17 protein-coding genes and 1 tRNA gene are annotated in these 24,642 nt (G+C 68.4%); 8 read left to right on the forward strand and 10 right to left on the reverse strand.

What is annotated here, in order from left to right:
• Nucleotides 1–86: 86 nt before the first annotated feature.
• Entirely contained in the window at nt 87–2,201 is a 2,115-nt protein-coding gene (locus AABA78_RS12790) for a chloride channel protein (RefSeq protein WP_338263252.1), read from the reverse strand.
• A gap of 177 nt (nt 2,202–2,378) precedes the next feature.
• Between AABA78_RS12790 and AABA78_RS12795 the strand changes: the two genes are divergently transcribed.
• Nucleotides 2,379–2,819, forward strand: a complete 441-nt coding sequence (locus tag AABA78_RS12795) for a peroxiredoxin (protein WP_338263253.1) — start codon at nt 2,379–2,381, stop codon at nt 2,817–2,819.
• Nucleotides 2,820–2,849: 30 nt separating this feature from the next.
• Here AABA78_RS12795 and AABA78_RS12800 read toward each other — a convergent pair whose 3' ends face one another.
• From AABA78_RS12800 to AABA78_RS12810, 3 genes are all read right to left on the reverse strand, one after another.
• Nucleotides 2,850–3,632: a DUF1109 domain-containing protein gene (locus tag AABA78_RS12800; protein ID WP_338263254.1), complete on the reverse strand. Its 783-nt coding sequence runs from the start codon at nt 3,630–3,632 to the stop codon at nt 2,850–2,852.
• Complete coding sequence (locus AABA78_RS12805; RefSeq protein WP_338263255.1) at nt 3,629–4,201, reverse strand: RNA polymerase sigma factor; 573 nt, start codon at nt 4,199–4,201, stop codon at nt 3,629–3,631. The genes AABA78_RS12800 and AABA78_RS12805 overlap by 4 nt, the downstream gene beginning before the upstream one ends.
• A 135-nt stretch (nt 4,202–4,336) precedes the next feature.
• Nucleotides 4,337–5,764 (reverse strand): site-2 protease family protein, encoded by a 1,428-nt coding sequence (locus AABA78_RS12810; protein ID WP_338263256.1) that lies wholly within the window; start codon nt 5,762–5,764, stop codon nt 4,337–4,339.
• Between the two features lie 96 nt (nt 5,765–5,860).
• Between AABA78_RS12810 and dusB the strand changes: the two genes are divergently transcribed.
• Entirely contained in the window at nt 5,861–6,874 is a 1,014-nt protein-coding gene (dusB, locus tag AABA78_RS12815) for a tRNA dihydrouridine synthase DusB (protein WP_338263257.1), read from the forward strand.
• On the opposite strand, the gene AABA78_RS12820 is transcribed toward dusB, so the two are convergent.
• Nucleotides 6,853–8,178, reverse strand: coding sequence for a glycoside hydrolase family 1 protein (locus tag AABA78_RS12820; protein ID WP_338263258.1), 1,326 nt, complete (start codon nt 8,176–8,178; stop codon nt 6,853–6,855). The two genes, dusB and AABA78_RS12820, sit on opposite strands and share 22 nt — an antisense overlap.
• A 348-nt stretch (nt 8,179–8,526) precedes the next feature.
• Between AABA78_RS12820 and AABA78_RS12825 the strand changes: the two genes are divergently transcribed.
• The 4 genes from AABA78_RS12825 (at nt 8,527) to pyk (ending at nt 12,809) form a co-directional block, all read left to right on the forward strand.
• Nucleotides 8,527–8,733 carry an excinuclease ABC subunit A gene (locus tag AABA78_RS12825; protein WP_120528607.1) on the forward strand — a complete coding sequence of 69 codons (207 nt, stop codon included), beginning with the start codon at nt 8,527–8,529 and terminating at the stop codon, nt 8,731–8,733.
• Between the two features lie 120 nt (nt 8,734–8,853).
• Nucleotides 8,854–10,311 (forward strand): NFACT RNA binding domain-containing protein, encoded by a 1,458-nt coding sequence (locus AABA78_RS12830; protein ID WP_338263259.1) that lies wholly within the window; start codon nt 8,854–8,856, stop codon nt 10,309–10,311.
• Between the two features lie 152 nt (nt 10,312–10,463).
• Nucleotides 10,464–11,279 carry a hypothetical protein gene (locus tag AABA78_RS12835; protein WP_338263598.1) on the forward strand — a complete coding sequence of 272 codons (816 nt, stop codon included), beginning with the start codon at nt 10,464–10,466 and terminating at the stop codon, nt 11,277–11,279.
• A 99-nt stretch (nt 11,280–11,378) separates the two neighbouring features.
• Nucleotides 11,379–12,809, forward strand: a complete 1,431-nt coding sequence (pyk, locus tag AABA78_RS12840) for a pyruvate kinase (RefSeq protein WP_338263261.1) — start codon at nt 11,379–11,381, stop codon at nt 12,807–12,809.
• A gap of 9 nt (nt 12,810–12,818) precedes the next feature.
• Here the strand turns inward: pyk and AABA78_RS12845 are convergent, their stop codons facing one another.
• Nucleotides 12,819–14,327, reverse strand: a complete 1,509-nt coding sequence (locus tag AABA78_RS12845) for an HD domain-containing phosphohydrolase (RefSeq protein ID WP_338263262.1) — start codon at nt 14,325–14,327, stop codon at nt 12,819–12,821.
• A gap of 173 nt (nt 14,328–14,500) precedes the next feature.
• On the opposite strand from AABA78_RS12845, the gene rpe reads away from it, so the two are divergent.
• Nucleotides 14,501–15,157 carry a ribulose-phosphate 3-epimerase gene (gene rpe, locus AABA78_RS12850; protein ID WP_171422249.1) on the forward strand — a complete coding sequence of 219 codons (657 nt, stop codon included), beginning with the start codon at nt 14,501–14,503 and terminating at the stop codon, nt 15,155–15,157.
• A 1-nt stretch (nt 15,158) separates the two neighbouring features.
• Here rpe and AABA78_RS12855 read toward each other — a convergent pair whose 3' ends face one another.
• On the reverse strand, nt 15,159–15,557 hold the full coding sequence (locus AABA78_RS12855; protein WP_171422248.1) for a response regulator: 399 nt from the start codon (nt 15,555–15,557) through the stop codon (nt 15,159–15,161).
• 253 nt (nt 15,558–15,810) lie between these two features.
• Between AABA78_RS12855 and AABA78_RS12860 the strand changes: the two genes are divergently transcribed.
• A tRNA-Pro gene (locus AABA78_RS12860) sits at nt 15,811–15,887 on the forward strand.
• A 640-nt stretch (nt 15,888–16,527) separates the two neighbouring features.
• Here AABA78_RS12860 and AABA78_RS12865 read toward each other — a convergent pair.
• From AABA78_RS12865 to AABA78_RS12875, 3 genes are all read right to left on the reverse strand, one after another.
• Nucleotides 16,528–17,472 carry a PAS domain-containing protein gene (locus tag AABA78_RS12865; protein ID WP_338263264.1) on the reverse strand — a complete coding sequence of 315 codons (945 nt, stop codon included), beginning with the start codon at nt 17,470–17,472 and terminating at the stop codon, nt 16,528–16,530.
• A gap of 122 nt (nt 17,473–17,594) precedes the next feature.
• The gene (locus AABA78_RS12870) at nt 17,595–17,882 is read right to left on the reverse strand and encodes a hypothetical protein (RefSeq protein WP_338263265.1); all 288 of its coding nucleotides are present in this window, start codon (nt 17,880–17,882) and stop codon (nt 17,595–17,597) included.
• Complete coding sequence (locus AABA78_RS12875; RefSeq protein WP_338263266.1) at nt 17,879–24,313, reverse strand: RHS repeat-associated core domain-containing protein; 6,435 nt, start codon at nt 24,311–24,313, stop codon at nt 17,879–17,881. Before AABA78_RS12875 ends, AABA78_RS12870 begins: the two co-directional genes overlap by 4 nt.
• Between the last annotated feature and the right edge of the window lie 329 nt (nt 24,314–24,642).

A 24,642-nucleotide genomic window follows, 5' to 3' on the forward strand; every position in this document is an offset into this window, starting at 1 on the left:
GATGCCTGCTCCCCAGGATTCCTGACAGACCCGGCCCCCCGCGCGGGCCCCCCTCCGCCCGGGGCGGACACCTCCGTGGCGACCACTCAGTGCGTCGCCTCGGTGGGCGTGATGGGGTAGTCGCCGGTGGCGTGCGCGCGGGTGTGCTGCGCGAAGAGGAAGCGCCGGACGGCGGCGCGGGTGAGGAGCCCGCACGGGGCAAGCCCCAGCACGGGGGCCACCGGCAGCGCGTCCACGTCCTCGTGGTCCATCACGTGGAGCGCGTGCGCCAGGTCCGAGTCCGGCGCCAGCGCGGGCAGCTTGCGCGCCAGGTCGCTGGCCACGAGCAGCGGGTACATGGACTCGTCGCGCCACACCTCGCGCAGCTGCTCCACCTGCACCGTGCCGTAGAGGTTGCCCTGCGTGTCCAGCACCGGCAGCGTGCCGGCCTCGGACGTGAGCAGCTGGTCCGTCAGCGCGCGCAGCGGCGTGCCCGCGGGCACCGCCGCCACCTCCGTCATCAGGGCCCGCACGTGTGTGGCCACGAGCAGGTCCTCGTCGCTCTGCACCTTGGGCGCGGTGCGCTCCGTGAGGTAGTGGCACAGCGCGGACGCGATGGTGCACGTCACCATCAGGGGCAGGATGATTTCATGGCTGCCGCTGAGCTCGTACAGCATCATCATGCCGGTGAGCGGGCCGCGCGTGAGCGCCGCCACCGCGCCGCCCATGCCCACGATGGCGTACGCGCCGCTGGGCCCGGTGGCGTGCGGGAAGAAGTAGTGCACCAGCGTGCCGAACGCACCGCCCGCCATGGAGCCGATGAGAGCCGCCGGGAAGAACGTGCCGCCGGAGCCTCCCGACCCGATGGTGAGCGACGTGGCCACGAGCTTCATCACGCACGCCGTCACCAGGAAGAGGAAGGGCAGCTGACCGGCCGCCGCCAGGTTGATGTAGTCGTGCCCGCTGCCCCACACCGTGGGACTCAAGAACACGAGCACCCCCGTGCAGAGGCCGCCCAGCGCGGCGCGCACCGGCAGCGGCTTCTTCCCCAGCCACGGGGACAGCCGTCCGCCCATGCTGCCGTGGAAGAAGTGCTCCACGCCGTGCAGCAGCTTCACGAACGCGAACGCCAGCAGCCCGCACCCGATGCCCAGCCCCGCGTACGCGAACACCTCCGCGCCGCTGACCAGCTCGTAGTTCACCCGGTTGATCATGGGCGCCTCGTCCAGCACGCCCCGGCTCACCAGCGTGCCCGCCACGCTCGCCAGGATGATGGGGGAGAACACCCGCAGCTCGAACTCGCGCAGGATGATCTCCATCGCGAACACCGCGCCCGCGATGGGGGCATTGAAGGACGCGGAGATGCCCGCGCCCGCGCCGCACGCCAGGAGGATGGACAGCTCCTTGCGGCTGAAGCCCAGCACGCGCCCCACGCTGGAAGCGAACGCCGCGCCGCCATAGACGATGGGGCCCTCGCGGCCCGCGGAGCCGCCGCTGCCAATGGTGATGGCGGACGCGATGAGCTTGAGCAACCCGCGGTCCGCCGGCACCACGTTGGCGCCGCTCTTCACCGCGCGCACCACCTCCGGAAGGCCATGGCCGTGCGTCTCCGGCCGGTCGCGCAAGAGCCGCCCCACCGCCAGCCCGCCCACCGTGGGCGCGAGCAGCATCAGCCACCAGGGCAGGTGCGGCAGCGCCGCGGGGAGGTTGTGCGCGTGGCCGAACACCGCGTTCACGGCCGCCAGCCCCACCAGCGGGTAGTACAGCGACAGCGCGCCCAGGGTCAGCAGCGCCAGCAGGCGCAGGCGGCGCTTCACCTCGTCGCGTGGACCGCCGGGCTCGATCACCCGCGCCAGCAGGAGCGCGCCCAGCGCCAGCGGCACGCCCACCAGCGCGTACTCCAGGTGCCAGCGCGCGGAGGAGAGCGACTCCATCAGCGTGCGCAGCCGCTGCGGCCTCAGCGTCGCCGCCAGCTCCGCGGCGCTGAACGTGATGCCGCTCATCACGCCAATGAGGTTGGAGAAGATGCCCGCGGCCAGGCCGCTGTACAGCCCCACCACCGCGCCCGCGATGGGCAGCACGGACGGGGTCGGCAGCCGGATGCGGTTGGACGCGCCCAGCAGGACGTAGATGAGGCGTGAGAGGTTCTGGCGCGCCCAGAGCGTGAGCGCGGCCACCCGCTGCCCTGGATGAGCAGGCGGAGGTTCGTCGGAGTCGTTCATTTGGTGCACCTACTAAACGGAGGAGGCCGGTGGGTTTCAAGCCTCTTGATGGAGGTGTCACCCCGGCGCCGTCCGCCTGCACTCCACTCCACACATCACCCGAGCGGTGCCCGGCTCCCCGCCCCCCGGGCGTGCTACGACGCCCCCTGTTTCCACCCCATGAAGGAGGCATCGCACATGCTCAAGCAGGGAGACGTGGCGCCGGAGTTCACCGTGCAGGACTCGACGGGGAAGACGCACCGGCTGTCGGACTACCGGGGCAAGAACGTGGTGCTCTGGTTCTACCCGAAGGCGGACACCCCCGGATGCACCGCGGAGGGCTGCTCCTTCCGCGACCACAAGACCCAGTACGAGGCGAAGGGCACCGTCATCCTGGGCATCAGCTTCGACACGCCGGCGGAGAACCAGGCGTTCTCCCAGAAGTTCGGCTTCAACTTCCCCCTCCTGTGCGACGTGGACCGTCAGGTGGGGCTGGCCTACGGGGCCGCGGATGACGCCTCGGCCGCCAACGCGCGCCGGGTGGGCGTCGTCATCGGGCCGGATGGCCGCATCAAGGAGTGGCACGCCAAGGTGGACGCGCGCGCCTTCCCCCAGGAAGCGCTGGCGCGCCTCCAGTAGGGGGCCCGCGTCCAGCCGGCTCCAGGGCCCTCAGGGCGCGTACGAGCGGGACGGCAGGCGCGAGCGGATGAACACCGCCACGCCCGCCAACGCGAACCACGGCAGCACGTGGCCCAGCATCAGGTGTCCCGCGGTGCCGTCCGGGCAGTGCACGTGAAGGACGAGCAGGCTCACCCCGGCGGAGGACAGGCCCGCCGCCAGCGCGCGCACGGGCTGGAAGGCGGAGCGGCACAGCAGGACGAGCGCCAGGGCCAGCGGCACCACCGACAGCATCACCTCCGCGCCCATGCACCCCAGGGTGCCGGCGAGGAAGGGCCGCACCTGGACGCCGGAGCGCCCGGTCAGCAGCGCCAGCGCCAGCAGCAGCGCGCCTCCGGCCACGAGCGTGAGGGGCCAGGTGCGCCGCACCGGCGCCAGGGCCACCAGCGCTCCGCCGCCCACGCCCACGACGATGAGCAGCGCCACGAGCGCCACCACCCACGGCGACGCGGCGTTGAGCAGCATCCCGTGCCGGCCCACCACCAGCAGGCCCACCCCTCCCACGCCCAGATAGGTGGCGAGCAGCACCGCCACCTCCTTCCACCACGGCGTGGGCAGGGGCCGCGCGGCCAGCTCCGTGAGGGACTGGCGCCGCGTCTGCTCGAGCTTCGCCTCGTCGATGGGGGCGGGGGGCGGTGCCGCGGCGGGGGGCGCCAGGGCCTGGAAGCCGTCCAGCAGGGCACGGCAGTCCGCGCAGCCGGCCGCGTGCGACGCCAGCTCCGGAGGCAACGGGCCGTCCAGGCAGTCCAGGACGCGTTCGCACTCGGGCGTCATCGCGAGGTCTCCTGCTGAAGGGGGGCGAGCAGCTCGCGCAGGCGCGCATAGCCCCGGTGGGCGCGGACCTTCACCGCGCTCTCCGTGAGGCCCAGGGCCTCGGCGATCTCCGCGAAGCCCATGCCCTCGAAGCGGTGCATGAGGATGGGCAGCCGCTGGCCTTCCGGCAGCTGCGCCAGGGCGCGTTGCACCGCGCGCTCCAGGCCCGCGTCGCGCGGCTCCGGGGTGTCCGCCACGGCGGTGAGGGGCAGCTCGCCCTCCGGGGTGAGGTCCTCCGGACGGCGGTGGCGGCGCGCATGGTCCCGCGCGGCGTTGGTGGCGATGGCGTACAGCCAGGGCCGGACGCGGGCGCCGGGTTGATAGCGGCCGCGCGCGCGCACCAGGGACAGGAAGGTGAGCTGGGTCAGGTCCTCCGCGGTGGCGGCGCTGCCCGTCAACCGCGCCAGGTAGCCCTGGACGGGGCGTGCATAGCGCTGGAAGAGCGCGTCGAACGCCTGCGCCTCGCCCTGGCAGAACCGCTCCATCAACACCTCGTCCGAGTCGCCGGAAGCTCCCAGGGATGCCGGCATGTCACCGGTACGCACCGGCGCGGCGGAAGGTTTCACGGGAGGGGACGAAGGGCTCACGGGGCAGGCGGGGACTCTAGGCCCCGGAGGCGGTTCGCGGGAGAAAGTCGCCCTCCCGCGCGCGGTGTCAGCCCGGCTTCAGGGCGAGGCCGCCGGACGCAGCCGCGCCAGCCACTCCTCGAAGGCGGGGTGGCCGTGCAGGTGCGACAGGTCCTCGTCGGAGGAGGCATACGCCGCGTCCTGGAAGCCCAGTCCTTCCGCCCGCTGGAGCAGCCGCACCGCCTCCGCCACGTTGCCCGCGCGAGCGAACGCGCAGGCCGCGTCGTACGCGATGCCCGGGTCCGGCACGTACTTCAGCGCCGCCTCGCTCACCGCCGCGGCCTCCGAGTAGGCGCCCCGGATGAACAGCGCCCGCTCCGCGCACCGGAACGCGGCCGCCGGGTCCACGCCGGGCAGCCGCAGCGCCTCGTTCACCTGGCCCAGGCGGATGAGCGCGCCCGCGTACTCGTGCATCACGGTGCGGTCCTGCGACTCGCCCCACGCCTGCTTCCAGTAGCCCACCGCCCGGGCGTCATCCCCCACCAGCGAGAACGCCGCCGCCACCGCGTGCATCTCCACCGGCTGGCCCTGCACCTGGGAGAAGTGGTCCAGCGCGGGCCGCCCGTGGCCCTGCTTCAGCGCCACCCAGCCCAGCAGGTAATGGGCCCGGCTGGTCAGCCCCGCGGACAGCCCCGGCGTCTCCAGCAGCTGGTTGCCCAGTCGCCACGCGTCGTCCAGCCGGTCCTCGCGCAGCGCCTGCTGCGCCTCGCGCAGGGCCTGGGCCTTGGGGCCCTCCTCCTCCTTCGCCTCGTTGCGCGCGCGCATCACGTCCGCCAGCACGCGGAACGACTGGTAGCCGAACGAGGCGAAGAGGACGCCCATGAACAGGGCCCCGCTCTTGATGGCGAGCAGCACCATGCCCACGCACAGGCCCAGCGCCAGCACGTGCGACACGATGAAGCCCCGCCGCCCGAACATCCGCGTGGCCAGCGCCGTGCTGATGTGCCCGCCGTCCAGGGGCGGCACCGGCAGCAGGTTCAGCACCGCCCACACCATGTTGGCGAAGAAGAAGTTGCCCAGGAAGAAGTCCGCCACCTCCGAGCGGCCCCGCACCTGCATCAGCACCGCCCAGCACAGGACGCCCAGCGTCAGCCCCGCCAGCGGGCCCGCGAAGCTGCTCACCACGTCCTTGTGCCAGGGCAGCGGCGCGTCCGTGTTGGGCCGGGTGACGCCGCCCATGAAGACCAGGTCCACGCTCGGCCGGTAGCCGAAGAAGCGGAAGGCCACCGCGTGCCCCAGTTCGTGGATGAGCACGGACACGAAGACGATGAACATCCACGACAGCACGTAGGTCACCACCGCTCCCATGTGCCCGGGCGACGAGGGGTCGGCCAGCTGGTCCCCCAGCCACCCGGCACCCGAGTGCCGCCCCGGTGACGGCAGGGACTGGTAGGCGAGCACCGCGGAGAACAGCAGGTGACTCGTGTGGACGTGGACGGGGACGCTCCCGAGCCGAAAACGGAACATGGGTGGGGACCTTAATCGTTGGCCCCCACTCGCGCAGGGTCGTTCTCATGGCCCGCGCGCTTCTGTTCCCCGCCGGGTATAGGGTGTCTTTTTCGCATGCTGAAGCTGGGTCCCTACACGCTCCCCAACCCCTACATCCTCGCGCCCATGGCGGGCGTGAGCGAGCGCCCCTTCCGCGTCATCGCCTTCCGGCTGGGCGCCGCCCTGTGCCCCACGGAGCTGGTGAGCGCCCAGGGGCTGATGCGGCAGAACCAGCGCACCCTCAAGTACCTGCGCTACGACGCGGCGGTGGAGAAGCCCTACTCGCTGCAGATTTTCGGCGGCGAACCGGAGGCCATGGCCCAGGCCGCGCAGGTGGGCAAGGCCGCCGGCGCGCAGCTCATCGACATCAACATGGGCTGCCCGGTGAAGAAGGTGGTGCGCAACGGCGCCGGCAGCGGCCTCTTGTGCGACGTGCCCCGCGCCGCGGCCATCGTCCGCGCCATCCGTGAGGCCACCGGCCTGCCCGTCACCTGTAAAATCCGCTCGGGCTGGGACGCGCGCACGCTCAACTACCTCCAGGTGGCGGAGGCCCTCCAGGAGGCGGGGTGCGCGGGGCTCGCCCTGCACCCCCGCACGCGCGAGCAGGGCTACTCCGGCCAGGCGAACTGGGCCCACATCGCGGACCTGAAGCGCCACTTCCCGGAACTGCCCATCATCGGCAACGGGGACGTGAAGACGGTGGCGGACGCGCACCGCATGCTGGACGTCACCGGCTGCGACTTCGTGATGATTGGCCGGGGCGCCCTGGGCAACCCGTGGCTCTTCCGCGAGCTGACGGGCGGCCCGCCCGCGACGCCCGAGGAGCGCTGCGCCCTGGTGCTGGAGCACGCCCGGTCCCACGCGGAGTTCGTCGGGGACCCCCTGGGCGCGGTGCGCTCGTTCCGCCGGCACCTGGCCTGGTACGCCCATGGCCTCAAGGGCGCGGCGCACTTCCGCTCGGAGGTGAACGGGCTGGACTCGCCGGAGGCGGTGGAGGACAGCGTGCGCCGCTTCTTCGCGGGCGCGGACACGGACCCCACGGCTCCACCAGAGGAGCCCGAGGTGGACTACCGCGCGGCGCTGGGCTGAGCGCTGCCAGGGCTCGGAGCCGCCGGCGGCACCAGCACGCGCCCGGTGGCCACGGCGCGGAAGTAGTCGCAGGCCGGGGTGGGGCGGCGCTCCAGCGTGTCGAAGTCCACGTGGTAGAGGCCGAAGCGCGGGCCCCAACCCTCCAGCCACTCGAAGTTGTCCAGCAGGCTCCAGTAGAGGTAGCCCTGCACGTCCACGCCGGCCTCGCGCGCGGCCAGCACCTGGCGCAGGTGCGTGTGGAGGTATTCCGGCCGCACCGACCCCTGCCGGTCGTCGATGCCGTTCTCCGTGACCCACACCGGCTTGCCGTAGCGCTTCACCTCCTGGAGCAGTTGGAGGAAGCCCTCGGGCCGCTTCTCCCACCCGATGTCGGTGAGCCCGCGCCCGTCCGGGTCGCGGTACTTGAAGTCGATGAAGGGCGGGCGCGGCATGAAGCGCAGGTGCGCGCGCGTGTAGTAGTTGACGCCCACGAACTCCACCGAGTCGCGCGCCCCTTCAATCCGCACGTCCGTGGACGCGACCCCCGGCATGAACACGCGCAGGTGGCCGGACGACAGCGCCTCGTGGAACGCGTGGTTGTAGGCGGGGGCCGCCAGCCGCACCAGCGAGCGGTCCAGGGGATGCCACCAGCGGTCCGGCGCGAACGCGAGCATGTTCTGGGAGATGCCCAGCTCCACCCGGCCCAGACGCTGACCCAGCTCCTCGCGCGCGATGACGTGCGCGCGCACCAGGTTGCCCAGCGCGGCCATCGTCTTCGCCCCGTCCGTGATGCCCGGCGGCATCAGGCCCTGGAGGTAGCCGCCCAACAAGAGGACCATCGGTTCGTTGAAGGAGATGACGAGCGCGTCCAGCCCCTCCAACAGGGGCGCGCATTGGCGCACGTACTGGCGGAAGGCCTCCAGGCTCTCCGGAAGGTGCCAGGGCGTGGACGTGTGGAACCACGTGGGGTGGGTGAAGTGATGGAGCGTCACCACCGGCCGCAGGCCATGCGCGCGCAGCTGGAGCAGCCGCTCGCGGTAGCCCTCCAGCGCCGCGCCATCGAAGCGGCCGCGCTCGGGCTCGATGCGCGCCCACTCCAGCGACAGCCGGAACGCCGTGGCCCCCACCGCCTTCGCCAGGGCGTAGTCCTCCGCGTAGCGGTTCCAGTGGTCCACCGCGCGGCCGCAGCGGGCGTGGGGCTCCTTCAACTTCCCCTGCCGCTCCCATTGGGCCCAGTCGTTCTCGATGCCGCCCTCCACCTGGTACGCGGACGTGGCGACGCCGAAGGTGAAGGACGCGGGGAAGGTCAGCGTGGCGGAGCTCATGCGGGCGGGCACCGTAGGTCGTCGCCTCCACGACGGGAAGCGACGCGATGCGCGCGCGCCGGATGCACGGCAGCGGACATCCATACCTGTAGCGCGGACCCTCGAAACGCGTCCGGAGCCGGAAACTCGGCCCCGCACGCGACGCGCCGGACCCCCGAAATGACCGCCCACGAACGGTTCGAAGCGCCCGGAGGCCAAAAATCGGCCTCGCCGCGCACTGCAATACATCACCATGCGTTGACACACTGGCATGTCGCCCGTACCATTCATTTCAAGCACTCACGTTCAGTCCAAAGTGGGTGCAGGGCTCGCGTCCTCGCGGGCCTCAACACTGAACGGAGGATTCCGATGGCCGCGAAGAAGAAGACCGCGAAGAAGGCCGCGTCGAAGAAGACCGCGTCGAAGAAGACCGCCGCCCGCAAGGCCCCTGCCGCCAAGCGCGGTGCGGCCAAGAAGGCCCCGGCCAAGAAGGCCGCCGCGAAGAAGTCCGCGCGCAAGACCACCCGCAAGAGCGCCAGCAAGGCCGCTGCGGCCCCGGCGACGCCGGAAGCCTGAAGTAAAGCGTCATGACGGGCGTCGGTTGACGTCCGGTGAACGGCTCGGCGAAACCCGCCGGGCCGTTTTTCTTTTGCGGGCCAGGGGTTCCCACCTCGCGTCCCGCGTCCGGGAGGCCCCATGTCGCTGCGTCCGGTGGAGTTCGGTGAGGTCGTGGCGGAGGCCGCGGCCCGGCTGGTGGGCGCGGTGGCCCAGAAGGCGTGGTGCCCGCTGCCCCGCCTGGCCTACCTGGAGCTGCGCGTCCCGGGCAGATCGGTGGTCCTGTGTCTGTGCGCCGAAGGCGAGCTGTCGCGCCTGTCCGTCGCGGAGGACCGCTTCCCCACGCCGGGCGAGCCCGCCCCCTTCCAGCGCTGGCTGCGCCAGGAGCTCACCGGCTTCAAGCTCCAGGCCGCGAGCTACCTGGAGGACAGCCGCGCCATCGTCCTGGAGTTCGAGCGCGAAGGCGTGCGCCGCCGGCTGGTGCTGGAGGTGGGCGCGCCCGGGGGACTGCTCCTCCTCAGCGACAACCACCGCGTGCTGATGCTCTCCGGCGAGGGCTTCGGCCCCAGGCGCAACCTCTATCCCGGAGCGCAGTGGTCGCCGCCGGAGCCCGTGTCCCCGCAGGCGCTGGCGAAGGGGCGCGCGCAGCCCTCGCGCCTGGAGCCGCGCGAAGAGGACGCGCTCCCCAAGCTGCAGGCCGCCGAGCGGGTGCTCGGGCAGAAGGACCGCACCAGCCGCGCGGACGCCATCCGCCGCCGGCTCGCGCAGCCGTACCGGGCGCGGCTGAAGCGCTCCTCGCGCACGCTGGAGAAGGTGCGCGCGGAGGCCCAGCGCGGTCCGGAAGCGGAGAAGCACCGCGAGGTGGGCGAGCTGCTCGCGCAGAACCTCCACCGGCTCAAGCGCGGCGCGTCCCAGGTGACGCTCACCGCCTATACGGAAGCCGGCGTGGAGGAGGTCCAGGTGAAGCTGGACCCGAAGCGCACCCCGAAGGAGGAGGCGGACTGGCACTTCCACCAGTACCGGCGCCTGCTGCGCGGCGTGGAGCAGGCCCGCCACCGCGAGATGGAGCTCGCGCGGGAGGTCGCCCACGCGCAGACGGCGCTCACGCAGATTGAGGCCATGGACGACGCCGCGCTGATGGCGCAGGCCGAAGTGCTCCAGGTGGTCCAGGGCGAGGAGGGCCCGAAGGGGGGCCTCCCCTTCAAGGAGTACGTGGGCCACGGCGGCGCCCGCATCTGGGTGGGGCGCGGCTCGGAGGACAACGACCAGCTCACCTTCAAGGTGGCCCGTCCCTGGCACATGTGGCTGCACGCGCGGGGCCTGCCGGGCAGCCACGTGGTGGTGCCGCTGGAGAAGAACGCGGAGGTGTCCCAGGAGGTGCTGCTGGACGCGGCGCACCTGGCGCTGCACCACTCGGGGGCGAAGGGCGAGCCGCGCGGCGAGGTGAGCTACCTGCCGGTGAAGTTCGTGCGCAAGTTGAAGGGCGCTGCCCCCGGACAGGTGACGTATGCCCGGGAGAAGACCTTCGTGGTGCGCATGGAGCCGGAGCGGCTGGAGCGGCTGCTCAAGTCGCGCCATGGGGACCCGGGCCTGCCCTGAAGGACAGGGGCACTGGGACGGATTCAACCCGGGGTGTCACGCTCGGCGTGTGGGCCAGGTCGACCGGCGGACGAGCGTCCAGCCCCTGGCCTTGAGGTTCGGGAAGTGCCGGGTACGATGCCCCCCGCGTGACGCCCGAAGCCTTCCGCCAGATGTCCCTGTTCCCGCGTGGCTCGTCCGCGGAACGCGCCGCCACCTCCGCGCAGCGCGCGCCGGAGGGACAGGCGCCCCTGCCGCCGCGCAACCGCGTCGCGGAGGAAGCCCCGCGAGTCCTCACCGCGTCGCGCGAGGAGCTGTGGACGCGCGCGGAGTCGCTCGCGTGGCGCCTGAGCGCGAACCTGGGCATGCCGGTGCGCCTGGCCGTGACGGACAACCGCTCCACCATGGTGTCCTTCCGCCGCGGCTCGCAGGTGCTCCAGCTGCGGCTGCACCACATGTTCCTGGACGCGCCCGAAGGCATCGTGCGCGCGGTGGCGGACTACGCGGGCCGGGGCCACCGCGCCGCGGGCGCCCTGCTGGACGAATACATCCGCGGCCAGCAGCCGCTCATCCGGCAGCTGCGGCGTGAGTCGGACGCGGAGCTGAATCCGCTCGGCCGCTGCTTCGACCTGCGGGCGCTCTACAACGGCGTCAACGAGGCCTACTTCCAGAACGCCATCCAGGCCCGCATCGGCTGGGGCCGCATGCCCCCGCGCCGCCGCCGCAAGTCCATCCGCCTGGGCGTCTACGACCACCAGACGCGGGAGATCCGCATCCACCCCGCGCTGGACAAGCCGGACGTGCCCGCCTTCTTCGTGGAGTTCATCGTCTTCCACGAGATGCTCCACCAGCTGTTCCCCAGCAGCAATCGCACCGGGCGCCGCGTGCACCACCCGCGCGCCTTCCGCGAGCGCGAGCGCACGTACCCGCACTACGCCGCCGCGCTGCGTTGGGAGCGCGAGAACCTGGGCACGCTGTTGCGCGGTTGAGCGCACGCCGAGCAGCCTGGACATTTACTGGTTTACCTGCTCGGTCACATTCGGTGACTCCTTGACCGAAACGCGGGGGTCCCGGATGTTCGCGCTCCTATGCGACGAGCAAAGATTGTCTGCACCCTCGGCCCGGCCAGTCAGACCCCGGAGATGTTGGAAGCGCTGCTGGAGGCCGGCATGGACGTGGCCCGGCTCAACTTCTCCCACGGCAGCCACGAGCAGCATCAGGCGAACATCGACATGCTGCGCGCGGCCTCGCTGAAGGTGCGCAAGGCGGTGGGCATCCTGGGCGACCTGCAGGGTCCGAAGATCCGCACCGGCCGCTTCATCACCGGCAGCACGGAGCTGAAGCACGGCGCCACCTTCCACATCACCACCGACGAGACGGTGAAGGGCACGGACGAAATCGTGTCCACCACGTACCCGCACCTGGCGGCGGACGTGAACCCGGGCGACCGCATCCTCCTGGACGACGGCCTCCTGGAGCTGCGCGTCGTGGAGACGGACAAGAAGCAGCTCATCAAGACGGAAGTCGTCCACGGCGGCACGCTGAAGAACAACAAGGGCATCAACCTGCCCGGCGTGGCGGTGCGCGCGGACGCGCTCACGCCCAAGGACCGCGAGGACCTCATCTTCGGCCTCAAGGCGGGCGTGGACTACATCGCGCTGTCCTTCGTGCGCCAGCCGTCGGACCTGGACTCCGCGCGCCAGGCCATGGCGGAGGTGGGCCGCACGGTGCCCATCATCTCCAAGCTGGAGAAGCCGGAGGCCATCGCGCGCCTGGACGCCATCCTCGACAAGACGGACGGCGTGATGGTGGCCCGCGGCGACCTGGGCGTGGAGATTCCCCCCGAGGAGGTGCCGGCCGTCCAGAAGGACATCATCCGGCGCTCCAACCTGCGCGGCCTGCCCGTCATCGTGGCCACGCAGATGCTCAACTCGATGATCGACAACCCGCGCCCCACGCGCGCGGAGGCCAGCGACGTGGCCAACGCCGTGTACGACGGCGCGGACGCGCTGATGCTCTCGGGTGAGACGGCGAGCGGCAAGTTCCCCGTGGACTCCGTGCAGATGATGGAGCGCATCATCCTGGCGGCCGAGTCCTCCTCCCGCGCGCAGCACCAGCCGCGCGTGATTGAGGCCCCGCTGGGCCTGCCGCTGCACTTCCCGGACGTCATCGCGCGCGTGGCGTGCGAGGCGGCCAAGGCCAGCGGCGCCTCGCTCATCGCGGCCTTCACGCTGTCGGGCGTGACCGCGCGGCTGCTCGCGCACTACCGGCCCACGGTGCCCATCGTGGCGTTCAGCCCGAACCAGGAGGTGCGCCGCCGCCTGTCCCTGCTCTGGGGCGTGGTGCCGCGCGTGCTGGAGCCCATCCAGGAGACGGAGACCATGCTCCGCCGCGTCGAGGAGGAGCTGGTGTCGCGGGGCCTGGCGCGCAGAGGCGACCGCATCGTGGTGGTGTTCGGCGCGCCGGTGGGCCAGCCGGGCAAGATCAACAGCCTCCGGCTGCACACCATCAGCGCCTGATGCCGTGCTCTACGCCGGGCCCTTCTTGAGGGCCCGGCGGGGAATCTCCGCCTCGACGAAGATGGTGAAGAGGTCCTTGTCCAGCTGTCCGGACCCCGCCTCCTTCTTGAGGATGTCCAACGCGAGCGTGTGCGGCACGGCCTTCTTGTAGGGCCGGTCACTCGCGGTGAGCGCGTCGTAGATGTCGCAGATGGACATCATCCGCGACTGCACGGGAATCTCCGGCACGGCGCGAGGGTAGCCCGTGCCATCCAGCTTCTCGTGGTGCGCGTACGCAATCTCCGGCACGCGGCGCAGCGCGCGAGTCCACGGAATCTGCGACAGGAAGCGGTACGTGTGCTCGACGTGGCTCTCGATTTCGCGGCGCTCCTCTGGAGAGAGCGTGCCGCGGGTGATGGAGAGGGATTGGATTTCGTGGGGCAGCAGCAGCGGCTGCCCATGGTCGTGCGCGTCGGTGTAGCTGAGCTTGCCCAATTCCAGCAGCCGCTCGAAGTTGCCCTGCGCGAGCACCGTCGGCTTGTTGCAGGTGAGCAGGAACCCCATCACCTCATCCAGCTGCGCCAGCTCCTGGGCAAGCCGGGCGTCCTCCTCCTGGTGGATGGTGGGCAGGGCGGACAGGCCGCGAGCCTCGACGGAGGCGAGCCTGCGCCGGGAGCTCTGCAGCTGCAGGTCCTTGCGAGCCAGCTGGAAGCGGGCGCGCAGCGTCTCCAGCTCATGCGGGTAGAGCTTCTCCGCCTTGACGAGCACGTTCTCGCGCACGCCCACCTTGCCGAAGTCGTGCAGCAGCGACGCGTACCGCAGCTCCTGCAGCTCCACGGCGGTGAAGCGCGTCTGGGCATACGGGCCGGTGGTGTGGTGCTCCAGCGCCCGGGCCAGCGACACGGTGAGGTCCGCCACGCGGCCGGAGTGGCCCGCGGTGGTGGGGTCGCGCGCTTCGATGGCGACGACGGACGCGGAGACGAAGCCCTCGAAGAGGCGGTTGATCTCCTCGTGGAGGAGGGCGTTTTCAATCGCGCCGGCGGCCTGGGCGCCCAGGGCGAGCAGCAGCTCCTCGTCCTCCGCGTCGAAGATGCGTCCACCGCGCTTGTTGAGGGCCTGGATGACGCCCGTCACATCTCCATTCGCGTCGCGCATGGGGACGCAGAGGATGGTGTGGGTGCGGTAGCCGCTGGAGACGTCGAAGCTGCTGTTGAAGCGGGGGTCGGCGTAGGCGTCGGGGATGTTGATGACGGCGCCGGTGTGGGCGACCTGTCCGGCGATGCCGCTGCCCATGGGGAGCCGGATTTCATTCTTGGAGCCCTGGGCCACCTTGCTCCACAGTTCCTCGCGCTCGCGGTCCAGGATGAAGAGCGAGCAGCGGTCCGACTCCACGACCTTGGTGGCCTCATAGAGGATGAGGGGCAAGAGCAGGTCGAGGTCCCGCTCGGCGCTCATCGCCTTGGCGACATCCAGGATGGACGTCAGCTTCGCGAGTCGGCGGGACAGGTTGGGGGAGGCGGGCACGGACTGGGGAAGCACCGGGGCGGGCTCCGTGGGATGCGGCGGATGGCCGCGGGCGCGCCAAGTTGTAGCACGCGCGGTGTGTCGGCCGCCCGGCCCCCCCACCTGCTGGGTCCACCTGTGTCCGCCAGGTCTCTGTCCAGTCGGGCAGAGGTACCGTGGCCAACGGGAAGCGGTTATGAAGCGCCGCCATGACCCGCCCTGTCCGCATCTCTCCGTCGCTGCTCTCCTGTGATTTCAGCCGTCTGGGTGAGGAGGTCCGCGCCATCGAGGCTGATGGAGCCGACTGGATTCACGTGGATGTCATGGATGGCAGGTTCGTCCCCAACCTCACGTTGGGGCCGCCCATCGTGGAGGCCATCAAGCGGGTGGCGACGAAGCCGCTGGACGTGCACCTGATGATTGTCGAGCCGGAGAAGTACGTGGACGCGTTCGTGAAGGCGGGCGCGGACGTGCTGACGGTGCACCAGGAGGCCAGTCCCCATCTGCACCGCACGCTCCAGCAGATTCGTAACGCAGGGGCGAAGCCGGCGGTGGTGTTGAACCCGGGCACGCCGCTGGTGACGATTGAAGAGGTGCTGGGGGACGTGGACATGGTGCTGCTGATGAGCGTGAACCCGGGGTTCGGGGGCCAGTCGTTCATCGAGTCCACGGTGGACAAGGTCCGCCGGCTGCGCGCGATGTTGGACGCGCGGGGGCTGGACGTGGACATCGAGGTGGACGGCGGCATCAACGCCGAGACGGCGAAGCGCGTGGTGGCCGCGGGGGCGACGGTGCTGGTGGCGGGCAGCTACGTGTTTGGCGCGAAGGACCGGGCGGCGGCCATCCGTTCGCTGCGTCCGTCGTGAGTCAGGCGGCTTCGGGGGAAGCGGGCGGGCGCACGGCGGCGGCGGCCATGCGGGCGATGCGGGCCATGAAGGTGGGGTCGCACGGCTTCACTTCGTAGTCGTCGGCGCCCAGCTCGAAGCACACGTGGCGGGTGAACTGGTCCTCCACGCCGCTGAGCATGATGACCTTGGAGTCGCGCGTGGCGGGGTCCTTCTTCAGCTGCGCGAGCAGGTCCCGGCCGTCCTGGTGCTGGTTGATGTCCAGGATGATGACGGCGGGGCGGTGCTTGCGGGCCAGCTCCAGCACATGTTCGGAGGTGGTGTCGGACACGCACACGAGGCCGGAGCGCTTGGCCTCCCGGGCGAGTGCGGACACGACGAGGGGCTCATCATCCGAGATGAGGACAGTGGGGGCAGTCATGGTCCTCTGTGGGGGAACAGGGGCGGATCAACGTGCAACACCTTGGAACTACAGGAAGGCCCGGATGTTGTGAAGAGGGTGAACATTGTCCCGTCCTGAAGGGTAGGTAGGACAACAGTCGAGGGAGCTGGGGCGGTGGGCAGGGGGAGGGAAGGGAGGGGCGAAAGAGTCCGTTGACTCAAGGAAGCGGCTCGGATAGATCCGCTCGCGCTTCGCCGGGCCCGAGGGCAGTTCCTGGCGCAGCACCGGATATCGGGGAGTGGCTCAGCCTGGTAGAGCACTTGGTTCGGGACCAAGGGGTCGCAGGTTCAAATCCTGTCTCCCCGACCAAACGATGAAGCGGGCTGGAGGCCGAAAGGTCTCCAGCCCGTTTTCATTTTCGGGGCTCAAGCATCGGATCGCCGCCGACTTGGCCGCCGGGCTTAGGTGCATGTAGCGCTGGGAGTAGATATTCTGGTGCCCGGCCAAGTCCTGGACGGCCTCCGCCGGAGCGCCCACCATCGCCAACTGGGAGTAGAAGGTGTGGTGGAGGATGTGGGGATGCCTCCCGTCACCCTCAGCTCTTCCAGCCGCTGGATGCGGCTCATCCACTTGTTCAGCAGCACCTGGGGCATCTTTGGGTGGCCGTCGGCCCGCCAGAAGATGCGCTCGCCCCGGAGGTGACGCTGCTTGCGAAGGGTGTCCGCCAGCCGGGCGGTCATGTTCACCTGTCTGGCCCGTCCGCCCTTGGGCAAAGAGCCCTGCTCCATCCGCAGTGGGGCTCCTCCCCAGGCACTACTGCCCGTGCCTCACCGGTTCCCGAAGATGCTCGGCCAGCGCGAAGACGACGGCCGCCATCATCTTTCGGGTGAGTGTCGAGGCCAGCAGCTTCCTCACGGCGCTCAGCATGGCGTTCACCCCCTTCCCGCCGGACTGATGACGCCTCGCCCATACCGTGACAGATACGGGGACGAAGCCTTCTCATCGATCCTTATCCCATCATGGTGAGGAGACTTGCCGTCCAGCGCGAACGTCCGGCGCAGCAGTCCCGTCCAATCCAATCGCGGCGTGCGCTCCTTCGCCGACTCCACTGTCGCAGCCAGGGCCGGGCTCTCCTCCTCCAGCCCCGGCTCCGCCCCCGCTTGAGGGAGCCAGGGGCTCCGGATAGGGGCCCGCGGACACCTGCCCGAAGCGGGCTGTCAGGTCCGTCACCTGCTCCACCCGTCCGCTGCGCACCGCGCGCGCGAGCGGCCAGGCCCCGGCCTCCGCGTCGGAGGAGAGCCGGAGGGCGCGGGGCGCGAGCGGCCCTCCCGCCGGGGTCCCGCACGTTCCGCGCAGCAGCGCCTCCGTGCCGTCGGGGGGGCGTCACGTAGAGCAGCGCGAACGACAGGTCGGAGCCGTACTGGCCCAGCGTCGTGAGCAGCAGGGCGCAGGCCTCGTCGAACACGAGCGCCCGCCCCGCCCGGTCGGCGATGTCTCGCAGCGCCCGGGTCCGCCGCTGGGAGAGCATCGTGGCGGTGGTTTCGGTCACGGGGTGGAAGAGGCCCACCACCTTCCCGGACTCGTCGCGGATGGGGCTCAGGGAGAAGGTGAAGAACGTCTCCTCGGGGTAGCCGTTGCGCTCGAGGAACATCCGCTGGTTTTCGAGGTAGGACGTCTCGCCCGCGAGCGCGCGCTCGAACGGTTCCCCGATGGCGGGCCAGGCGGAAGCCCAGGTGACGCGGTAGCTCTCCCCCATCGCGCGGGGGTGCACGGCGCCACACACCACGCGGTAGCCGGCGTTGTAGATCTGATTGTGGCCGTCACCCCAGATGATGTTGATGGGGAAGTTGGACGCGAGGCAGATGCTGACGGTGGTGCGCAGGCTCTGCGGCCAGGATTCGATGGGGCCCAGAGGGGAGTTGGACCAGTCCAGCGACGCGATGAGCGTCGCCATCTCGACTCCGCCCGCCAGCCATTCGAGCCTTCCGGGGAGCGTGACCATCGCGGAGAAGGGTAAAGGTTGTGCGCGTGCCGGCGCAGAGCAATGTCTCCGGCACGTGAGAGCAGATTGACCGCCTACGCAATGATCTTCGAGCCGATTCGCCGCAGCAGCGAAGACAGCCACACCAGACCGTAGCCAATCGGCGGCTTCTGCCCCGACCCGATTTGCCGTAGCTCATTCCAGTCGTCCGACAATTGCCCGACCGTGAAGCCGGATGGGTCTTCGTAGACCGAGTACAGGCGTTCCTCCGGAATGTTCCAGTAGAAGTCCTCGGTGAACTCGACTTCCGGATGGCCGCTCCGCTCAAGATGGTCGAGTAGGAGGTTCGTCATGTGTCGGAGTTCGGAGACTTTAATCTTCATGGGGTTCCTCCAAGATCAGTAATGGCCTTTGCGAACGCGCGAATCTCGTCCCCCAAGTGTTTGATGCGTCCATCAATGATCTTCTGGCGCACCTCAGGCGACGGAGCGTTCTTCAAGAAACCCTCATTGTCGAAGGCATCCGGATTCGCCCGGTAATCCGCGAGCTTCTTCTCGTGCTCCGCCATTCTATCTCTGAGCGACTCAATGGACTTCTCTGGGCTCAAACTCGTCTGCTGTCCCACCTGCTTTGTGGCATTGGGAGACGATTTTCTCCCACCGCCCGCTTGATTCGCCATCTGGAGCGCGTTCTTCGCCCCTTCCGCGTTCGCAACCGCGGCCACCGCTGCTCCGGCGCCTGCGGCTACTGCAGACACGCTGATGCCCTCGACGACGATACCCGCTCCCGCGGCCCCTCCTGAGGCGAGCATCATCCCGCCCGCACTCATCCCGCCCATACCCGCGAAGGTTGCCGCCATTCCAAGCGCAGACTCTACCTTCGATGCCCAATCCAGCGACCACGCATACCCCTGGTAGTACGCGGAGGACTGACCGGGAACCATGGGTATGAAATAGGCACCCAGGGGTATCTCCGCGACCCAACCCCCAAGGATCGCCCCCCCTGCGAAGCGGGCTCCGTGCCTCAGAGCCTCCTGGTAGTAGGCCCCCTGCGCCCCCAGGGTCAACCGGGTCAGGGCCCACCACGTCTCGGCGCTCATTGATGGGCCGGTCTCCCACCACGCCTTCTCCTCCCGGTGTACTACGTCACACGTCTGACCCGTTGGGGTCATTATATTACAATTGGTTTCATCAATCCACTTGACCACGCGACTCATGGCCCAGCCCGGGGTCACATACCCGCCATACCAGGAGTCATACACAATGATGGGCATGACCAGGGGCAGCCAGCCAGACGGGTCCACGTACTTCAGCGGGTTGTTGAGCACGTAGCTGTACCGATTCAAGGCTTGGCTGGGGGCCTGCCCCGGCAGGAGCCGGTCCGGGCTGAGGAATCGACCTAGGGACGGCTCGTAGATGCGCCCCTTCATGTTGATGAGACCCAGCTCCTCTTCATGCTCATGACCGGTGAATCCCTGACGGACACCCGATGTTCCACGAACCACGGGGTTTGCCAGGGATTGAGCCAGCCGGCGCCCGCCAAACGGCTCGTAGCGCAGTTGCTCCGTCACTCCACCCATCTCATCCGACAACGTCGCGACCGAGCCGAGCGCATCCGTGTGGAGATAGGTCGTCTTGGGAGCGCTCGCATTGCCCAGCGCATCCGTGGCCCATGCAAGCTGCGCAACCGTGCCCGCATCCCCCAGGACATTGAAGACACGACTCATCGCTCCGTTGGGGGCTCGTCGCTCCTCGAAGAGTCCCCCTACGTAGAAGGTGGACTCCCCGGAAGAGTCGCTCTTCACAACCCGAGCATTCATTGAATCGTACCGGTATTCGGTGTTTCCCGTGCCGGTAACGACTCGCGAGGGAAGGCCAAAGGTCGTGTACGTCACGGTCCGGCCAGGCGCAGTCAACTGGTTCCCGCTCGCGTCATACGTGTACGATCCAAAGGAGGACCGTGTCACGGCATGAGGGCCCGCTCCGCCGGTCCGCTCATAGAAGCTGGAGATGTTCTCCCCCATCCCCTGGCGGCTCAGGAGGTTGCCAAGATCATCGTACCCGTAGTTCGCGGTTCGCGACTGGCAGTTCTGGAAGACAGTCCAGGACTTCACGCGGTCCAACGCGTCGTAGGTGAAGTCCTCCGTCGACATCCGCAGCGGGTCATGACGGTCGTGCCGGCTTCGAACATTGCCGTTCGGCTCGTACTCGTAGGCCAGCTTCTGCAGTTCCTGGCTCCCGTGGGTGCCCTGGATGAACAGGAGGCGCCCCCGCGTGTCGTACCGGCGCAGGCTGGAGACGCCATTCCCGAAGGACTCCGCGGTCAACTGCTGCAGACCATTCCGTCCCTCCACACTCCAGTAGACGGGACCGTTGTTCGCGGCCCGCACCCGCTTCAACGACCCCCGGGCGGTGTACTCATAATTCACCGCGAAGTTCGTCGTGCCCACCTGGGGATACTGCAACTGGGAGAGCCTGCTGTATGCGTCATACTGCCGGCCAATCGCGTACTGGGAGCCTCCGATCGTCCAGAGGTCCTCCACCGGGCGCCCGAATGAATCATAGGCATACTTCGTACTGATCACGCTCTGGGCGGTCCCCGCGAGGTCGTCCTTGATGCTCTTGTACAGCTTCCCGATGCCCGCATTGCCCGCGATAGCGTTGTCCCAGATGTACGTCGACACACCATCGCGATTCGTGGTCTTGGTCACACGCCCCAGAAGGTCGTGCTCGTATTGCGTCGTGTCCCCGTTCGCGTCCTTCGACTCAGTGAGTTCGCCCAGGGCGTTGTACTTGGAGATCGACAGGCCGGAATCCGGATCATTGACTTCGACCCGTCGGCCCTGACGGTCATACTTGAAGGTCGGTCCCGTCCCATCCGCGCTGAGCACCCCGGCGGGATTCCCGAACGGCCCATACCGGTACGTCGTCGTGAGCTTGCGCCCGTCCACGTAGTCGTCCACGGAGGCCGTCCGGCCATAGACATCCAACCAGCTGACCTGGAGATTGTTCTTCTCATCGAAGCTGTTCACCTGGTTCGCGATGTATCGACGGAGGGTCTTCGAACCATCCGGATACGTGGTCACCAGGGGCCGCCCTAGCGCGTCGTAGGTGAAGGACGTGCTGACCTCCCTGGAGCCCGTGGGCGACGGCGCCCAGGAGTAGGAAACGCGTCCCAGCAGGTCGAACTCCCGCCGGCTCGTGATCCAGCCATCCGCGTCGTTGAAGGCACGCTTCGAAACACTCAGCGTTCTTCCCAGACGGTCCAGGTTCGTCCGCTCCTCCTGGCCCTGGACCGTTTGAGACTGGACCTGGTACGCGCACCCGGCCTCGTTGGGGCAGGGGACGTACGACAGCGAGACGTCCGCAGCATCCGGGTTGTCCAGCTTCCGCACCCGGCCAAAGCCATCGTACTGCCAGCGGGTCGTGAGGCCGTTCTCATCCACCTTGACCGCGGGTAGACCCAGTGAAGGATGGTAGGCGTGGGTGACCGTGTGGCCCAGGCTGTTGATCACGGACGCGGGATGGACACGCTCCAGGGCGTCGTAGGTGAACAGGGTGCTCCGGGTCACCATTCCCACCCCCGTCGTCCGGACCTCGGTGAGGAGCCCATCGTCATCACGGATCTGTTCGGTGACCACCTCCAGGATCGGGTCGTTCGGCTCCACGGTCGTCTTCTTGAGAAGCACGGTCCCTGGCTTGTACTCATACGACAGCCGTCTCACCTGCGCGACACCCTGCACGGTGCTCGTCTGCGATTCCTGGATTGGCAGCCCTACGAGCCAGTTCACGGGGTCGTTCTGGTAGCCCGTCACCCACTCCATCTCATCGCCGTTGGAGAACATCTGCTTCCGGTTCAGCACGTTTCCGTAAGTCTCATCGAAACCCAGCACGCTCACGACCCGGTTCAGGAGTCCCGCGTTCCAGGCATTCGTCTCCAGCCGGTCGTACACTTCTTCCGTGATGACCTCGGGGAAGACCCGCAGTCTGGCATCCACGCGCGAAGTACCCTGCGCGAGGATCTTGTGCTGGGTCGCACGCACCTGCAGATGCAATCGCCCAGGCAGGAACATCGTGGTCACTTGAAAGACCGGCGTGCCCGCGAGTGGGTAGAAAGTCCCTTCACGGGTCTGGTTGTCAAAGTCGACCCGGGACTCCGTCCCAGAAACCAGGTCCTTCGCTGTCATCCGCGCGAACCCCAGCCACCCTCGGCCCAGGAGATCAGCGCGACCATCCCCATAGGAATACCGGGTCGCATGCATCACCGGGGACCCAGTGTCCACGCGATGCTCTGAAACCAACCACTGCCCCTTCTTCACGCACACCTGCGGATAGGAGCAGCCCGTGCCGGGCGTGTAGACCGACGCATCGCTCATCGGCTTGTACGAGAACTCGATTCGCGCGCCCAGCGAGTCCGAAACGCCCGTCAGCAGCCCGGCGGGCGGCCCCTTTCGAAGATAGACGTGCAGCCTGCCGTTGACGATTTGTGCGAGGTCCATCAGGCCGTCACCATTCGCATCCAACAACTGCGAAAGATTGACCCCCAGCCCCCCAGCCTGCGCTACCGGCACGCCCAAGAAGCGCGTGGCGAACCCGGTCCCCACCGACTGGAGGAGTGCCACCTGGCCGCGCGTCCCGGCTCCATCATCCATCAGCAGCAGGTCCTGTCGCCCATCCTGATCGAAATCCAGGACGCGGATTCCGTTATCCCGGGTGAATGGCGCCAGGTTGAATCCGACCGGCAACTGGATTGGGACCGGCGGCGCAAAGCCATCGCCCGTGTTGACGAGCACCTCCAGATCCCCCCCTGTCTTCGCTTTTGCCCGGACGGCATCCGGGAGGCTGTCTCCCGTCAGATCCACGAAGAGATATTGCCAGTTGTAGCAGTTGTTGCAGGTCTCATCTCCTTCAGGGCCATGGTCAAAGGGAGTTCCATCCGGCAGCAAATCCACGTCTGAGCGGACGAGCGTCGTCTCCTGCTTGGCGAAGGTGCCATCCGGCCGCTGGGTCATCGACCAGTACCGCTTGCCTACCTCTGCGTAGATGTCGTGCGGACCGGGGGGCCTGCGCATTTCAATGAACAGGAGGCTGGTCTTGGACGAGCCATCCAGGTTCAAGGCGAACTGGGTGTTGTCATTCAAGTCCGACGTGACGATAGGCTGAAAGGGCTGCAACGCACCGCCCACGTTCGGGCGGTACCCCAGTGTCCGGGTTGACGTGAGCACCCGCACCAACTCAGGGTAGGCATCTCCATTGAGGTCCGCGTACCAGAATGCGTCTCCCCATTTCCCATCGTTTCCCACTTCTTGGAACGAATTGGCCGCACGTCCGCCAGCCAGGTTCGTTCGCCGGAAGTGCTTCAATTCACTGTATTGACCCGGCCCGACACAGGCATTCCATTGAAGAATGCTGACATCCGGCAGACCATCCATATTGACATCCGCCCATTTCCCATTGTGTCCTGCCGAGCTATCCCAACAGGCATTGGGCAGGGACACAGCATCCACAGCGGCGCCATAGCCAGCAGCCGAACCGTAGCGCATGACCCATTTGAACGAGTTGGATTGACTGCTCGTCGTGCGGTAGAGCAGGTCGTCGAATCCATCCCCGTCAACATCCATGGGATTGAGCGCACGGAAGATGGCCGCGGAAGTGGGCGGGCTCAGGATGTCCGTGATTCCAGTATCGACGTCCTCGAAAAGGTCGCTCTCTGGGGTCCAGGAGAACGTCACGGCTGGAAGGCAAACCCCTGCACCATCGCACTCCTGGAAGGATGCAAGGCGGGTCACGCTGCTTTGAGCCGGGGGCAGGTAGGTAAAGCGGTACGCGCGGACAAGGCCTGTAGAGACGGGGTTCGGACCACTCACCCGAATCTCCTTGAGCCGCCGACTTGCCTTCGTCTTCAAGCCATTCAAGTGGACGACACGTGGGTTTGTGTGGTCGCCATAGTCAAAGTCGACGAAGCGGTACGCGGGACGCCCCGCCCCGAGCGAGGAGCCTGTGTAGGCGATACGCGAAAGGGTCTGTTCGTAGCTTCCATCCGCCGGGTCCTGGGTCTTCGCGTACTGGAAGCTCATGAAGTTTCCGCTGCGGTCCTCCACCTGGGAGAGCGCCCAGACGAGCCGGTTCTCCCTTCCATCCCTGGAGACGGCGAATCCGGTCGCGTCCAGGGCCCGAACGCTGCCGCGCTCCCCGGCGAGGGTCGAATTGTTCAGCTTGCCGTAGGTCATGACCCGTCCGTCCTTCAGGTAGACCTTGAACAGGGCGGGCCCGGATCCATCCGCTTCCAATGAGACGACCTTCGAGAAGCTTTCCTGCTCGGTCCGGTATTCGGTGCCCGAGGCGCCATACCCCCCCTGGATGGCGATGAGTCGCTGGCCGTCCAGGCAGAACGCGTCCGCGCTCGTGAAGGAGATCCCTTCCACCCTCCCATCCTGCGCCAGCGTTCGGGGGCAACGAGCGACCGCCGACAGGCCGGTAATGCTCCAGCCCTGCCCCAGCATGTTGCTGCCACTGTTGCCTTGATAGGAGAGGGTCAGTGCCGGCTGCATGCCCGCGCGGCCATCCGGAACCCAGAGTGGCAGCGTGTACTTCGCGGTGCCATCCGGGCTGACGGACGAAGCCCCCTTCGATAGACCTACCGCGAGCCCATCAGGCCCCACCTGGGTCGGAATGATGGTGTCCGCGGGCGTGGTCACAACCCTTGCGGAACCCGTTCCCAACTTGAGATCCGCATCAAGACTTTCGGGCTCCGCGGGACCGCATGCGCTTACGGCGATGACCAGCCCCAAGGAAAGGGCAATGGCATTCTTCAAGCCTCGACTCACGGTCAATTTCATTTCATCACCCCGGGGCACGTTCCGCAGTTGAGCGTCCCCCCGCAGCCATCCGCGGCCGAGCCGCAATTGACCCCGAGCTGTCCACACGTCAGCGGCTGACACTGACACGTCGTTGCGTCCGAGCGACAGACGCCGCCCTCGTCAAAAAGATTGTCACAGTCGTCATCCAGCCCGTTGCATACTTCCGCGGGAGCGATGCAAGCGGACCAGGCTCCCGCCACGCAGCGCTTCAAGGAGCCCGGGCACTCACCATTGCCACCCTGGCAGGTGCTGACAAGGGTGTCGCGTCCCTGCCCCGGCAGGTT

The organism is Corallococcus caeni, from assembly GCF_036245865.1.
Taxonomy (GTDB): Bacteria; Myxococcota; Myxococcia; order Myxococcales; family Myxococcaceae; genus Corallococcus; species Corallococcus caeni.